Consider the following 12,901-nt stretch of genomic DNA (forward strand, 5'->3'; position numbering starts at 1 on the left):
CCTGGTGATTCCGCCCACAACGCGGGCCCGTGGAGGAGCTACCAGGGCTTTAGCGCCTTACGCTCGTGGGCACCCCGTATGACCCCGCACCCGCCGCCTCGCCCATGGCCCTCGGCATGGGGGGACCCCTCAAGGAGGTTCCTGCTCCATGAAGCTCACCGTCGTCGGATGCTCGGGGTCGTTCCCGTCCGCGGAATCGGCCTGTTCGAGCTACCTCGTAGAGGCCGACGGCTTCCGGCTGCTCCTCGACATGGGCAATGGCGCCCTTGGCGAGCTGCAGCGCCACTGCGGTCTCTACGACCTCGACGCCGTGATCCTCTCCCACCTCCACCCCGACCACTGCATCGACATGTGCGCCTACTTCGTCGCCCGCTACTACCGGCACGACGGAGGCCGCGCCGAGGCGATCCCGGTCTACGGGCCCGAGGACACCGAACGCCGCCTGGTCCAGGCGTACGACGACGTGCCCGACGAGAAGTCGATGCAGGAGGTCTTCGACTTCCGCACGCTGACCCCGGGCACCTTCGAACTGGGCCCCTTCACGATCCGTACCGCCCGGGTCTGCCACCCCGTGGAGGCCTTCGGCTTCCGTATCGAACACGGCGGCCGCACCCTGGTCTACTCCGGTGACACCGGCCCCTGCGAGGCCCTGACCGACCTCGCTCAGGGCGCCGACCTCTTCCTCTGCGAGGCGGCCTTCACCCACGGCAAGGAAGACATCCCCGAGCTGCACCTCAACGGCCGCCAGGCCGGTGAGCACGCCCGGAGCGCGGGCGCCGCTGCGCTGGTCCTCACCCACATCCCGCCGTGGACCGACCCGCACCTCAACCAGCGCGACGCCGAGGCCGTCTTCGACGGCCCGGTGACCCTGGCGCGCGCGGGCGCGGTCTACGAGGTCTGAGCTTTCTTCTCAGGCGCTGATACGAGGACGGGCCGGATCTGCCCCCGCAGATCCGGCCCGTCCCGTCGTATGCCCGTAGGCCTTACTTCTTGGCGGCGGCGCCCTTGGCCGTATCCACCGCGGCCGCGTCGTCGAGGGTGTCCTCGGGTTCGCGGCCCGGGGTCGGGATGTTGAACTTCGTGATCACGAAGCGGAACACCACGTAGTAGACGACGGCGAAGGCCAGTCCGATCGGGATGATCATCCAGGCCTGCTCGCTGTGCGACCACCCCAGCAGATAGTCGAAGAGCCCGCCCGAGAACGTGAAGCCGCTGCGTATGCCGAGCGCCCAGGTCAGCGCCATGGACACACCGGTCAGCACGGCGTGGATCCCGTACAGCACCGGCGCGATGAACATGAACGAGAACTCGATCGGCTCCGTCACCCCGGTCACGAAGGCGGTCAGCGAGACCGAGAGCATCATGCCCATCACGGCCTTGCGGCGCTCCGGGCGCGCGCAGTGCGCGATCGCGAGACCGGCTGCGGGGAGGGCGAACATCATGATCGGGAAGAAGCCGGTCATGAACATTCCGGCCGACGGGTCGTCGTGGAAGTAGCGCGCGATGTCGCCGTGCCAGGTCTGCCCGCCGGAGTTGAAGTCACCGAACTGGAACCAGGCGAACGAGTTCAGCAGCATGTGCATGCCGACGGGGATCAGCAGCCGGTTGACCAGGCCGAAGATCCCGGAGCCGATCGCGCCGTTGGCCGAGAGCCACTCGGAGAAGCTGTTCAGCCCGTCGCCGATCGGCCCCCAGAGATAGCCGAAGGCGACGCCGTACAGCACGCCCGCGAAGGACATCAGGATCGGGATGAAGCGGCGGCCGCTGAAGAAGCCCAGCCAGTCCGGCAGCCGGGTGCGGTGGTACTTCTCCCACAGCACGGCGGCGGTGATGCCGACCACGATGCCGCCGAGGACGCCCGGGTCCTGCGGCTTGCCGGTGACGTCGCTGACGAAGCCGGTCAGGACGTTCTTGTAGACGAGGAACCCGACCAGGGCCGCGAACGCCGTCGTGCCGTCCGACTTCTTCGCGAAGCCGATGGCGACGCCGAGGCAGAACAGCAGGGCGAGGTTGTCGAAGAGCGCACCGCCCGCGTGGGCGAAGATCTCCGCGAGTTTGTTCCAGCCGAGCCCCGCCTTGCCGAAGACGTCGTCCTGGCCCAGTCGGCTCAGGATGCCCGCGGCGGGCAGGGCGGCGACGGGCAGCTGGAGACTGCGTCCGATCTTCTGCATACCCTTGATCAGACCGGCGCCCCTCTTCTGGGCGGGCGCCGCCGAGGCGGTGGCCGTACTCATCGGATTCCTCCTGGTGAGGCGGGCGCTCGGGATACTGGGGACGGCCCGCGATATGGTCTACACCACATGTGGTGTAGACCTGTTGTAGCACGTGAGGATCGGATAAAGGAATCTTTCATTCCGATGTGGTCTGAACCACTGGCGATCCTGCGCTGCCGGGCCCGCGTGGTTACCGTAGGGATGCGTTCACCCGGTATCCGGAAGGGCCGAGACAACAGGACAACACAGGACAGCTCAGGACAACAGGGAGTGGACATGGCCAGCAAGGCTGAGAAGATCGTCGCGGGGCTCGGCGGCATCGACAACATCGTCGAGGTCGAGGGCTGCATCACCCGTCTCCGCACCGAGGTCAAGGACCCCTCCCTGGTCGACGAGGCCGCCCTGAAGGCCACCGGCGCCCATGGCGTGGTGAAGATGGGCAGCGCGATCCAGGTCGTCATCGGCACGGACGCCGACCCCATCGCGGCCGAGATCGAAGACCTGATGTAGGCACGCGCGCCCGCGCGGACGCGCGCAGTTCTATGGCCGTGCGGCCCGGCCCCTTCCACACCGGAACGGGGCCTCCCGGGTTCCCGATAGGCTCATCCCATGTCTCGTATCGACGGCCGTACGCCCGACCAGCTCCGCCCCGTGACCATCGAACGCGGATGGAGCAAGCACGCCGAGGGCTCCGTCCTCGTCTCCTTCGGTGACACCCGCGTCCTGTGCACCGCGAGCGTCACCGAGGGTGTCCCGCGCTGGCGCAAGGGCAGCGGCGAGGGCTGGGTCACCGCCGAGTACGCGATGCTCCCGCGCGCCACCAACAGCCGCGGCGACCGCGAATCCGTCCGCGGCAAGATCGGCGGCCGCACCCACGAGATCTCCCGCCTCATCGGCCGCTCGCTGCGCGCCGTCATCGACTACAAGGCCCTCGGCGAGAACACCGTCGTCCTCGACTGCGACGTCCTCCAGGCCGACGGCGGCACCCGCACCGCTGCCATCACCGGCGCCTACGTCGCCCTCGCCGACGCCATCACCTGGGCCCAGGGCAAGAAGCTGATCAAGGCCGGGCGCCAGCCGCTCACCGGCACCGTCTCGGCCGTCAGCGTCGGCATCGTCGGCGGCGTCCCGCTGCTCGACCTCTGCTACGAGGAAGACGTACGCGCCGAAACCGACATGAACGTCGTCTGCACCGGCGACGGCCGCTTCGTCGAGGTCCAGGGCACCGCGGAGGGCGAGCCCTTCGCCCGCGAGGAGCTGAACAGCCTGCTCGACCTCGCCGTCGGCGGCTGTGTCGACCTGGCGGGCAACCAGCGGGCGGCGCTTGGCGTTTAGTCAGATGACGGGCGCGCGCGATCCGCGCGCCCGCATCCGACCCCAGGGGGACCGTCCATGACGCCGCGCCAAACCCACCGCGACCGCCACCGTCACCGTTTCACCGCCATGGCCACGCTCGCCGCAGCAGCCATCCTGATCCCGCTCACCACCGGCTGCGACGCCGTGGACAAGGCGCTCGACTGCGGCCGGCTCGCGGTCGAGATATCCAACGACGTGGACAACCTCCAGGACGCCGTCACCGGCGCCGCCCTCGACCCCACCGAGGCCGACAAGGTCCTCGACGCCCTCGACAAGGACATCGACAAGGTCGGCGACCGCACCGACAACACGGACGTCGGCAAGGCCGTCGACCACCTCCAAAAGGCCCTGGACAACGTCCAGACCTCCGTCGACAACGGCAACCGCCCCGACCTGACCCCGGTCAAGGACGCCACCGGCGAACTGACCAAGGTCTGCACACCCTGATGTAATCGCATCCATGCAGCAACAGCACTCCGCAGCGGCGGACAGCGCACACCCCCGCCGCCTGATCCTGGCCACCCGCAACGCGTACAAGATCACCGAGCTGCGCTCGATCCTGGGCGACGCCGGGCTCGACGTCGAACTCGTCGGCGCCGACGCCTATCCGGAGGTCCCGGACGTCAAGGAGACCGGCGTCACCTTCGCCGAGAACGCCCTCCTCAAGGCCCACGCCCTGGCCCAGGCCACCGGCCACCCGGCCATCGCCGACGACTCGGGCCTGTGCGTCGACGTCCTGGGCGGCGCCCCCGGCATCTTCTCCGCCCGCTGGTCCGGCCGCCACGGCGACGACCGCGCCAACCTCGACCTGCTGCTCGGCCAGCTCCGCGACGTCCCCGACGAGCACCGCACGGCCCACTTCGAATGCGCCGCGGCCCTTGCCCTCCCCGACGGCACCGAACGCGTCGTCTCCGGCCGCCTCACCGGCACCCTCCGCCACGCCCCCACGGGCGGCGGCGGCTTCGGCTACGACCCGATCCTCCAACCCCACGGCGACACCCGCACCTGCGCCGAACTCACCCCCGACGAGAAGAACGCCATCAGCCACCGAGGCGAGGCCTTCCGCGCAATGGCCCCGGTGGTGCGCGAACTGCTGGGGTAGCTGCCGCGCTGCGGCTACGTATAACGGCCTGCGATTCGAGTCATGAATCGCAGGCCGTATGCGGTGCGGCGGAAGGGATTCGAACCCTCAAGCCCTGTCACGGGCCACAGATCCTAAGTCTGCTGCGTCGCCGTTGCGCCACCGCCGCTCGCTTCCGACCATGGTAGCGGGCTGACATCGGAACGGTCACTTCGCATCGACGCTGCGCGACGGCCGCCCCGGCACCAGGTATTCGTGGCCGCGTGGCAGTTCGGACAGAGCAGTCGGAGGTTCTCGGGTCGATCGTCGCTCCAGTCGCCGTTGATGTGATCCACCTCCAACGTCATCGGCCGCCCGTGCCAGAGGGGGCCTGTCCCGCATTCCACGCACCGCTCGGGCACGCCGATGTCGCTGAGGGCTCGCCGCAGCAGCACTGTCCTCGTGCGCTGCTGGCCGCTGTGCTTGACCAGGATCTGCTCGGGTGTCTTCCGGGGCGTTGTGCCGGGCTTTCCGCGTTGGTGTGCTTGCCCCAGGAAGTGTGCGGTGTCGATGCCTTCCTCGGCCGTCCAGAGGCGGAACAGGGCCCGTGAGCGCATGTTGTCCGGCCGGTTGAGCTGCCGCAAGGCGCCCGCTATGGATGTGGATTCGGCGACGGCACGGCGAAGTTCCTCCCCCGCCGGACGTGTCTTGGTACTGCGGCGTCTGAGAGGCGCGAAGTGGGAGATGTCGATGCCGAAGTGATCGAAACGCTGGTAGAGGTAGCGACGCAGGCGACCGTAGGGCCGAGTGCCGAAGAAGGCGATGACTTGGTCCATGTCGGAGCAACTCTCGGCGGCCTCGGCCAGGAGCTCCCGCGTGTAGTGGACACGATGGCTCATGCAGCTGCGCCGACATGGGTGGTGCGAGGCCGCCGCCCCTTGCCGCGCCCTCGGTAGCTGTCCGTCACCGAGTGGCAGTTCGGGCAGAGGATACGCAGGTTGGCGGGGCGGTTGTTGCGCCAGTCGCCATCGATGTGGTCCACCTCAAGCGGCAGTCGGCCGCCACGCCAGCGTGGTCCGGTTCCGCACAGCACGCAGCGCTCGATCACGCCGAGCGTCAGCATCGCCCGCTTCAGCCGCTCGCTGGGCACGCGGCGCGCATGAGCGGGGGCCATCTCCACCAGCAACTCTGCCGGACTGCGGCGTCGACGGTTGTCCTTCATCGCGTCGGTGCGGCGCTGCGAGACAAAGTGCGACGTATCGATGCCGTATGCCTTGATCCGACGACTGATGTTGGTGTGATGGCCACCCACCAATTCGATGCCGAGGTACCGCAGCACGTCGTACACGCTTGTCGATGCGGCCACGGCGGGTTCGAGGATCTCCCTTGTCCAGCGGCCGCCCTCTCGTTCGAAGTGCGACGTGTCGATGCCCATTCTCTTCATGCGCCCGTGGATATAGCGGCGGGTCGTGCTCTCGGGAGCGACCCCGAGCTTGGCCAAGGCCTCCGACAGCGTCGTCGAGGCTGCTGCGACTTCGGCAAGGCGTTCTCGCGTATACGGGCTAACTGGCACGCTTCCCTCCCCTATGCGACTGCATGTCGCATCCTCGCACTGAGTAACGAATCACTCGCCCACCGGTTACGTGCCGGGCTGCCCATGTCCGCTGTCGCCTGCACACCGGAGGGGCGTCCACGCCTGCACTGGCGCCTAACCGACCCCGGACGGCTCCGCGAGGCCCTGGTGCGGGCGATCGCCGTTGAGCCCGCCGAGGGGGCGACGGCCCGGTGAGCGTTCAGGACTTCGCCCGTTGCCGAACGACTACCGGGCCGCCGGTCGTGGTCGCGACCGGGCACGGCGCGAACGCGGGCGACGGCACTGCCCCCAAGCCGAGCGGTCCGAACTCGCCGCTTTAGCGATTGTGAGTTGGAGGGCTACCGGAGATCCTGGGATCATGAGACCTGTAATACGTCGCATGGCTGGCGTAGCAAGTGCGCTGGTCGGCAGCATAGTTACGCTCTGGCTGGCTTCGGCCCTCCGCAGGACTGGGAGGGCGGCATGCGGTGGCTTCATCATGGCCTGGCATGGGGGTCCCTGGGCGTCATCGTCCTGGCCACCCACCTGATATTCCCCACCCCTCGGGAAGACAAGGCGGACACGGCGTCCGGCAAGGTCGGCAGAACGACCACACCCCCGTAAGTTCCGGCGAATCGGGCCTTCCGCGGAGCAGCCCGTGGAGCCGGTCACGCCTCCACCACCCGCACCCAGACGACGCGTACGCGCACATCATCTGCAGGACACCCTCGGAAGCGGACGGCAAACCTGCGACCGCCCTGATCCATCGCCGTCCAGCGACGTCGATGTCAGCTGGTGATGTCAGATCGAAGGGTGTTCCTCCGGCAGAGGGGCACGTACCAACTGTATGCACCGCTCGTCACAGGCCCCCATCGCATGGAAGTTCCGTCGCGCTTCGGTGAGGCTCAGCCCGCGATTGGGACCACCTCGAACCTCATCGGCATCGTGATCGTCCTGCCCGTCGTCCTCTCAATATCAGACCTGACCGATCTCGTAGTTGCCACGCTCGTCGAGCGTCACGAAGCCGCAGCAGGGACAACGGTACGGGCCGTTCTCGGCCTTCCCGTGGACGTCGAAGAACGGAGTAACCACGACGGCATCCTGCCCTGCTGCGGGCCGCCGACCGCGACCTCATAGACGCCGAAGTGCGGACCAACGCGTGTTGCGATGACATCGCCAAGGAAGGGTGCCTGAGTCACGCTCAGCGTCATGTCGGGCCACCCGAGCGAGTCGCACACAGGGCACAGAGGGAATGGCTTCCTCGGATGCCGGGCTGGGGCCGCAGCCGAGTGAGGTGACCTCAGCTCGTGACAAGTTGTGCGTAGCTGGTTCCAGCGGGTATCACGAAGAGATACCGTTATGTGTAGGGGTGAGGGGGCCGCATGAGGATGAGTCACGAACAACGACTGTTCGCGCGTGTTCGATTTCTTGAACGTATGGGTGAGCTGGCCGGGGCCGCGTTCGAGGATTTTTTCCACGATTTGATGTGCGCACGCTATCGCGATTTTCTGGACGTGCGCACTCACGGAAATTTGGGAGATCAGGGGGCGGACGGACTAAGGCTTCACGGTAGGAAATTGTACGCCAGTTTCGCGCCTCAAGCCTTCAATGCGGCTGACGTCAAGGCTAAGTTCAATTCGGATTTAAAGAAAGCCAAGGAAAAGCGGTCAGGGCAATTCGACGTATTTGTCTTCGTTCATAACGATCGCAAGGGCATGCATCCGGAGATAACGACACTTCTGGCTGACGCGAAGAGTGCGAATCCTGCTCTGGCATTCGAACAGATGGGGATCCGGCATCTCTGGCAAGAATTTATGCGGTTAGACCTTGAGTCTGCGGAAGATGTCCTCGACTGCGAGATTCCCGTACGCCCCGTGGTGTATGGCATTGGAATGGATGACCTTGCCCCCTTGCTGAAGCATCTGAGGGAACTCAGAACGAAATCTGATCCCTTGATGCCTTTGGAGGGCGTGCCGCCGACCAAGATGGATTATAACCGCCTGGATGAAGAGGCCCGAGAAGACTTGCAGAAGGGTAGGCGGCAGGCCCATCTCGTCGAGGCCTTTTATTCCGGATCATTGCGCGAGGTCGAACATGACGAGGTTGCAGAGGGATTCCGGGTTTATTACGAGCAACTGAAAGTGGAGTGGGAACAACCTGAGGAGGTACTCTGGCAACTGGAAATGTACGTGCTCGGGAACGAACGACAGCATCCCAAGGTGCATCGGGCAGCGTGGGTAGTTCTAGCCCATTTCTTCGACCGGTGTGACATCTTCGAAGTCCCTCCGCCGGGATGGACTTCGCACATCCTCGAGGAATCTGCATGATTACTCCCACGAAAGGAATTTCCCCCGACCGTTGCCTATTGGCAGTGGGGGCGCAGATCCTCATGCAACTTGAAGAGCCGCGCACTGTGAGTCAGGCCTGGGCGCGACTCAAGGCGTGGCGGATTGAGAATGAACACTTTTCTGCGGTGTCGTTCGAATGGTTCGTGCTGGCTTTGGATATGCTGTTTAGCTTGGGCGTGGTGGAGCTTCGCCAGGACTTGCTTGTACCGAGGAGGATCCATGCTGCATCAGCTCACCGCTGATGACCCGCGGTTCAAAACCGCATCGTTCGTCAGCGGAATGAACTTGATCGTGGCCGAAAAAAGGACTTCCTCTGCTGAGACTGACAGTCGCAATAGTGCTGGTAAATCGAGTCTTATTGAGCTTATCCACTTCCTTCTAGGTGCACGCGTAGACAAGCGGTCTCTAGTAAGTGACAAGAATCTTCGAAATGTAAACTTCTGGCTGAATATGGATTGGCCCGGTCATGGCGTCCTTGCTGTGGGACGCAAGGCCAGTCGGCCTAACGTAGTACACCTTGATCCGGACGTTCGTCCTCGTAGGCAAGAGGAGATCTTCCCGGTCGAGGGCTCGGCAGAAGTCTCGCTTGATGAGTGGAACAAGCTGATCGAGAAGGATCTCTTTGGTGTCCGCGCAGATGCTTCTGGCGTGAGTGGTCGCACCATGTTGTCCTTCTTGGCGAGGCGGGCATCCGCGCATGGCTTCAATCAACCAACCGAGAGTTTTTCCAAGCAGAGGAAAGCTGACGCAGCAACTAACCTGGCCTATCTTCTGGGTCTGGATTATCAGCTTGCGGATGAATATCGCAGACTTGCCGCGCAGAAGGCTACCCGTACGCAGCTGCGTAAGGCAGTCAATGATCCGGTCTGGGGGCGTATTGTTGGTTCAACAGCAGACCTGCGCGGTCAGATCACCCTCGCTGAAGCACAATTGCGCCGCCTGGAAGGCCAGATTTCAAATTTCCAAGTGGTGCCAGAGTACGAGCGTGTCAAGCAGGAAGCGGACGGACTAGCTCGACGAATTAAGCAGCTTGCGCAGGAAGACGTCATTGACCAAAGCAACCTCGAAGAGTTGCAGCAGGCTGTCACGGAGGCCAGTGATGTTGCAGTGGATTACCTGGAATCGGCTTACCGTGAACTAGGTGTTCTGCTGGGAGATCAGGTTAGGCGACGATTTGACGATGTCCAAACCTTTCATCAATCTGTGGTGCGCAACCGCCGTGTATTCCTTGAAGCTGAAATCGAGACCCTAACAAGTCGATTGGCTGAACGGCGGGATGAGCGAGCTAGGATTGGCGAGCAGCAAGCTCAGCTTTTGCGTATGTTGAATGAAGGTGGCGCTCTCGAAGCGCTGACGGCCCTTCAGCAGGCTCTGGCTCGCGAACAGGCGAACGTCGAGGCGCTGCGCCACAGATACGAGGCAGCTCAAGCACTGGAAGCAAGCGCGCGGCAAATCACCGCCCAACGTTTGCAACAACAGCAGGCTGTCGCAACTGATCTTAATGAGCGACGTGAGCAGCAAGCAGAGGCAACTCTGCTATTCTCCAGGTTTGCGCGAGAGTTGTACGGCGAGCGAGAGGCCTACCTGCGCATTGAGGCGGGTCGCGAAAATCTCCAAATCACGCCGTACATTCGCAGCGACAATAGTCGCGGGATCGGGAACATGGTGATTTTCTGTTTCGATCTCGCAATTTCTGTTCTAGCGCATCGGCACGGACGTGGCCCGGATTTCCTTGTGCATGATAGTCATCTCTTCGATGGTGTTGACGAGCGGCAATTGGCTAAGGCTTTTGCGCTAGCTGTCGAGGTGAGCGCAGAGGAGGGAATGCAGTATATTGCGACGATCAACTCCGACGATCTTGCTAAGGCCGTTCGTTTGGGGTTCGACGCTTCTCCATTTGTGCGCGAACCACGTCTGACGGATGATTTGGAAGATGGTGGCCTTTTCGGATTCCGCTTCTGAGTTAATACGGCAGTTGCTCGCTCGCGGAGGTCGGTGGAACGGGTTTGGGCTGGGGCTGCTTTGGGGCGAGTGATCATGGCCCCGTAGGCTTCCGACGCGTCGGGCAGTCTGTGGATCTGCCCGGTAAAGCGCGACGTTGGGGCCGTGATCTTCGAGGCTCGCCCCAAGTGGCTGGGGAAGGCCGTGGGGTCGACCGCCCCGGCCACGACGTACTCCTTCTCTGACATCAGGTGGCTGATCGCTGTGTGCGCGGCACGGGCGGGGGCTGGGCCGCGTGCGGGGAGCGGAGCGAGACGCCTTGAACCTGTGGGGACGGTTGTAGCTCGGCTCTTGGTGCTGGGCTGTGTCTCCTTGTTGTCTTCGGGGCTTTCGTTGGGCCTGCGGGTGAACGGCCTCACATGACAGGGGCCTTGGCCCATACCCTGGCGGTGACGAGCTGGGCACAGAGAGGGGCAAGGTCATGCCATCTGATGTCACTCCGGACCCGATGGATCACCCGCTGGTCTTCGGTCAGCGCATGCAGGTCTTCCGTACGCGTCGAGGCATGAGCCGTACCGTTCTCGCCGGTCTGCTCGGTAAGTCTCCGAGCTGGGTGAAGCAGGTGGAGAACGGCACGCTCCACACCCCGGGGCTGCCCATGATCCTGCGTGTCGCCGAGGTGCTGCGTGTTCGTAACCTCGGTGAACTCACGGGGGATCAGACCATGCCCGTCGACCTCTTCATCGGCCCCGGCCACGCCAAGCTGCCTGCCGTGCGGGACGCGATCGACGACTTCCCCTTCGCCACCGATCGCGAAGCGCCTTCGGCCGCGCACCTGAGCGCTCGCCTCGCAAGCGCTTGGTCCGCGCGCCATTCCGCGCCCAACCACCGTGAGGTGATCGGTGGTCTCCTGCCGGGCCTCATCCGGGATGCGCAGCTCGCCGTCCGCCAGGCCGACCGGGCCCCCGAGCGGCGTGCGGCGCAGGCCGTGCTTGCCGAGGTCTATGGCCTCAGCCAGTTCTTCCTTGCCTACCAGCCCGACTCCGCCCTCCTGTGGCGCGCGGCCGAGCGCGGCATGGTCGCCGCCCAGGAGAGCGAGAACCCGCACGCCATCGGCCTTGCCGCCTGGCTCACCGCGCAGGCCCACCGCGACAGCGGGCCCGCCCATTTCGATGCGGCCGACGCGGTCACCCTCAAGACGCTGCATCACCTGACCCCGCTGTTGCCGGACGCGTCGGACGACGTACGCGCCATCGCTGGCGCCCTGCAGTTCGAGGCCGGGTACACCGCCGCCCGTCGCGGGGACACGGGCACCGCCTGGCACCGCTGGGACATCGCCCGCAAGATGGCCAAGCGACTGCCCGCCGACTACTACCACCCGGCGACCTCGTTCTCCCGGGCCGTCATGGGGGCGCACGCGGTCACGGTCGCCGTCGAGCTGCACGCGGGCGGGGAGTCCGTACGGCAGGCCGCGAAGGCGGACGCCAGGACGATTCCCTCGCGGCCGCGGCGAGCCCGGCACCGGATCGAGGAAGCCCGGGGCTACCAGCTGGACGGGCAGCCGGAGGCCGCGCTGGCGACGCTGGACAAGGCGTACGAGGCTGCGCCGGAGACGATCCGGTACAACGGCTACGCCCGCCGCATCATCTTGGAAGAGACCGAGTCGAAGTTCCCAACGCATCGCCGCCGCGCCGCCGAACTCGCCGTGAAGATTGGCGTATTGGCCGCCTGAATGTTCGAGGGGCAGGATTCCTGCCCCTGCCCTGCTCCCGGCGCTCTTACGGTCGGTCATCACCTGATCACCGATGACGCCGGGAGGCCCCGTGCAGACGCAACACAGAACACCCGCTCCATGGACGCCGCCGCGTGGCAGTGACGTCGAGATGGTCAAGGTCGGCCTTCACTGGGACGTCCTGCGCGCGCCCGCTGAGATCGGCGAACGGGCGCTGGAGTTACTCGGCGACGCGTCCGGCGCCGTCATCGCCGACTACGGATTGATGTACTGGCTCATCCCGGCGGGGCATGCCCAGGACTGGCGACGCATCCGTGAGGGGATCCATGCCTTGGGCGCGCAGGGCGCCGAGGTTACGTACGTCGGCGTACCGCCCGCGCACTGGAGGGGCGGTCCGCGTCTGCACTGGCGCGTGCCCGTGGGTCCCGACCGGTACCTGACCGACCCCGGGCGGCTTCGCGAGGCCCTGGTGCGGGCTATCGGCGCCGAGTCCGTCGAGGGGGCGACGGCCCGGTGATGCCTCAGGTCTGCGCCCGTTGCCAGACGACCACCGGGCAGCCGGTCGTGGTCGCGATCGGGTACGGCGCGAGCGGCGGTGGGGGGACGGTTTATGCCTGCCCTGACTGCGCGCCCAGTTTTCCGCAGCAGCGGGACCCGTTCGACGGCAGCCTTCTCGCC

Annotated in this window: 14 protein-coding genes, 1 tRNA gene and 1 pseudogene; 10 read left to right on the forward strand and 6 right to left on the reverse strand. The window is 65.3% G+C overall.

All coding sequences use genetic code 11. The features are described from left to right. Nucleotides 1–148 precede the first annotated feature (148 nt). Nucleotides 149–901 carry an MBL fold metallo-hydrolase gene (locus ACFV9T_RS06040; RefSeq protein ID WP_385436973.1) on the forward strand — a complete coding sequence of 251 codons (753 nt, stop codon included), beginning with the start codon at nucleotides 149–151 and terminating at the stop codon, nucleotides 899–901. Between the two features lie 82 nt (nucleotides 902–983). Here the strand turns inward: ACFV9T_RS06040 and ACFV9T_RS06045 are convergent, their stop codons facing one another. Next, nucleotides 984–2,234, reverse strand: a complete 1,251-nt coding sequence (locus tag ACFV9T_RS06045; protein WP_385436975.1) for a PTS transporter subunit EIIC — start codon at nucleotides 2,232–2,234, stop codon at nucleotides 984–986. Between the two features lie 180 nt (nucleotides 2,235–2,414). Between ACFV9T_RS06045 and ACFV9T_RS06050 the strand changes: the two genes are divergently transcribed. The 4 genes from ACFV9T_RS06050 to rdgB all read left to right on the forward strand — a co-directional run bounded on the left by ACFV9T_RS06050 (nucleotide 2,415) and on the right by rdgB (nucleotide 4,671). Next, nucleotides 2,415–2,723 carry a glucose PTS transporter subunit EIIB gene (locus ACFV9T_RS06050; RefSeq protein ID WP_385436976.1) on the forward strand — a complete coding sequence of 103 codons (309 nt, stop codon included), beginning with the start codon at nucleotides 2,415–2,417 and terminating at the stop codon, nucleotides 2,721–2,723. Between the two features lie 99 nt (nucleotides 2,724–2,822). Further along, nucleotides 2,823–3,548, forward strand: a complete 726-nt coding sequence (rph, locus tag ACFV9T_RS06055) for a ribonuclease PH (RefSeq protein WP_385436977.1) — start codon at nucleotides 2,823–2,825, stop codon at nucleotides 3,546–3,548. Between the two features lie 57 nt (nucleotides 3,549–3,605). Beyond that, nucleotides 3,606–4,016: a hypothetical protein gene (locus ACFV9T_RS06060; protein WP_385436978.1), complete on the forward strand. Its 411-nt coding sequence runs from the start codon at nucleotides 3,606–3,608 to the stop codon at nucleotides 4,014–4,016. A gap of 13 nt (nucleotides 4,017–4,029) precedes the next feature. Further along, nucleotides 4,030–4,671, forward strand: coding sequence for an RdgB/HAM1 family non-canonical purine NTP pyrophosphatase (rdgB, locus tag ACFV9T_RS06065; protein ID WP_385436979.1), 642 nt, complete (start codon nucleotides 4,030–4,032; stop codon nucleotides 4,669–4,671). A 64-nt stretch (nucleotides 4,672–4,735) separates the two neighbouring features. Here rdgB and ACFV9T_RS06070 read toward each other — a convergent pair. The 5 genes and pseudogenes from ACFV9T_RS06070 to ACFV9T_RS06090 all read right to left on the reverse strand — a co-directional run bounded on the left by ACFV9T_RS06070 (nucleotide 4,736) and on the right by ACFV9T_RS06090 (nucleotide 7,294). After that, a tRNA-Leu gene (locus ACFV9T_RS06070) sits at nucleotides 4,736–4,819 on the reverse strand. Continuing rightward, nucleotides 4,785–5,528: an HNH endonuclease gene (locus tag ACFV9T_RS06075; RefSeq protein WP_385436981.1), complete on the reverse strand. Its 744-nt coding sequence runs from the start codon at nucleotides 5,526–5,528 to the stop codon at nucleotides 4,785–4,787. The genes ACFV9T_RS06070 and ACFV9T_RS06075 overlap by 35 nt, the downstream gene beginning before the upstream one ends. Further along, the gene (locus tag ACFV9T_RS06080; RefSeq protein WP_385436983.1) at nucleotides 5,525–6,202 is read right to left on the reverse strand and encodes an HNH endonuclease signature motif containing protein; all 678 of its coding nucleotides are present in this window, start codon (nucleotides 6,200–6,202) and stop codon (nucleotides 5,525–5,527) included. Before ACFV9T_RS06080 ends, ACFV9T_RS06075 begins: the two co-directional genes overlap by 4 nt. 801 nt (nucleotides 6,203–7,003) lie before the next feature. Continuing rightward, nucleotides 7,004–7,159, reverse strand: a pseudogene (locus ACFV9T_RS06085) (CPCC family cysteine-rich protein); the annotation flags it as partial. Between the two features lie 18 nt (nucleotides 7,160–7,177). After that, nucleotides 7,178–7,294, reverse strand: coding sequence for a CPCC family cysteine-rich protein (locus ACFV9T_RS06090; RefSeq protein WP_385436984.1), 117 nt, complete (start codon nucleotides 7,292–7,294; stop codon nucleotides 7,178–7,180). Nucleotides 7,295–7,590: 296 nt separating this feature from the next. Between ACFV9T_RS06090 and ACFV9T_RS06095 the strand changes: the two genes are divergently transcribed. The 5 genes from ACFV9T_RS06095 (at nucleotide 7,591) to ACFV9T_RS06115 (ending at nucleotide 12,740) form a co-directional block, all read left to right on the forward strand. Continuing rightward, nucleotides 7,591–8,529 carry an ABC-three component system protein gene (locus ACFV9T_RS06095; protein WP_385436985.1) on the forward strand — a complete coding sequence of 313 codons (939 nt, stop codon included), beginning with the start codon at nucleotides 7,591–7,593 and terminating at the stop codon, nucleotides 8,527–8,529. After that, nucleotides 8,526–8,792, forward strand: coding sequence for an ABC-three component system middle component 6 (locus ACFV9T_RS06100; RefSeq protein WP_385436986.1), 267 nt, complete (start codon nucleotides 8,526–8,528; stop codon nucleotides 8,790–8,792). The genes ACFV9T_RS06095 and ACFV9T_RS06100 overlap by 4 nt, the downstream gene beginning before the upstream one ends. Further along, nucleotides 8,770–10,512, forward strand: a complete 1,743-nt coding sequence (locus tag ACFV9T_RS06105; RefSeq protein WP_385436988.1) for an ABC-three component system protein — start codon at nucleotides 8,770–8,772, stop codon at nucleotides 10,510–10,512. Before ACFV9T_RS06100 ends, ACFV9T_RS06105 begins: the two co-directional genes overlap by 23 nt. 460 nt (nucleotides 10,513–10,972) lie before the next feature. Beyond that, a complete protein-coding gene (locus tag ACFV9T_RS06110) occupies nucleotides 10,973–12,223 on the forward strand; it encodes a helix-turn-helix domain-containing protein (protein ID WP_385436989.1) in 1,251 nt (416 codons plus the stop codon). Between the two features lie 73 nt (nucleotides 12,224–12,296). Next, complete coding sequence (locus ACFV9T_RS06115) at nucleotides 12,297–12,740, forward strand: hypothetical protein (RefSeq protein ID WP_385436991.1); 444 nt, start codon at nucleotides 12,297–12,299, stop codon at nucleotides 12,738–12,740. Nucleotides 12,741–12,901: the final 161 nt, after the last annotated feature.

This window comes from Streptomyces sp. NPDC059850 (assembly GCF_042731515.1).
GTDB lineage: Bacteria > Actinomycetota > Actinomycetes > Streptomycetales > Streptomycetaceae > Streptomyces.

What these genes read in the sequence shown, in the direction of transcription:
- ACFV9T_RS06040 (WP_385436973.1), top strand. Translation starts at nt 149, where the DNA reads ATGAAGCTCACCGTCGTCGGATGCTCGGGGTCGTTCCCGTCCGCGGAA.
- ACFV9T_RS06045 (WP_385436975.1), bottom strand. Translation starts at nt 2,234, where the DNA reads ATGAGTACGGCCACCGCCTCGGCGGCGCCCGCCCAGAAGAGGGGCGCC.
- ACFV9T_RS06050 (WP_385436976.1), top strand. Translation starts at nt 2,415, where the DNA reads ATGCGTTCACCCGGTATCCGGAAGGGCCGAGACAACAGGACAACACAG.
- rph (WP_385436977.1), top strand. Translation starts at nt 2,823, where the DNA reads ATGTCTCGTATCGACGGCCGTACGCCCGACCAGCTCCGCCCCGTGACC.
- ACFV9T_RS06060 (WP_385436978.1), top strand. Translation starts at nt 3,606, where the DNA reads ATGACGCCGCGCCAAACCCACCGCGACCGCCACCGTCACCGTTTCACC.
- rdgB (WP_385436979.1), top strand. Translation starts at nt 4,030, where the DNA reads ATGCAGCAACAGCACTCCGCAGCGGCGGACAGCGCACACCCCCGCCGC.
- ACFV9T_RS06075 (WP_385436981.1), bottom strand. Translation starts at nt 5,528, where the DNA reads ATGAGCCATCGTGTCCACTACACGCGGGAGCTCCTGGCCGAGGCCGCC.
- ACFV9T_RS06095 (WP_385436985.1), top strand. Translation starts at nt 7,591, where the DNA reads ATGAGTCACGAACAACGACTGTTCGCGCGTGTTCGATTTCTTGAACGT.
- ACFV9T_RS06100 (WP_385436986.1), top strand. Translation starts at nt 8,526, where the DNA reads ATGATTACTCCCACGAAAGGAATTTCCCCCGACCGTTGCCTATTGGCA.
- ACFV9T_RS06105 (WP_385436988.1), top strand. Translation starts at nt 8,770, where the DNA reads ATGCTGCATCAGCTCACCGCTGATGACCCGCGGTTCAAAACCGCATCG.
- ACFV9T_RS06110 (WP_385436989.1), top strand. Translation starts at nt 10,973, where the DNA reads ATGCCATCTGATGTCACTCCGGACCCGATGGATCACCCGCTGGTCTTC.
- ACFV9T_RS06115 (WP_385436991.1), top strand. Translation starts at nt 12,297, where the DNA reads ATGACGCCGGGAGGCCCCGTGCAGACGCAACACAGAACACCCGCTCCA.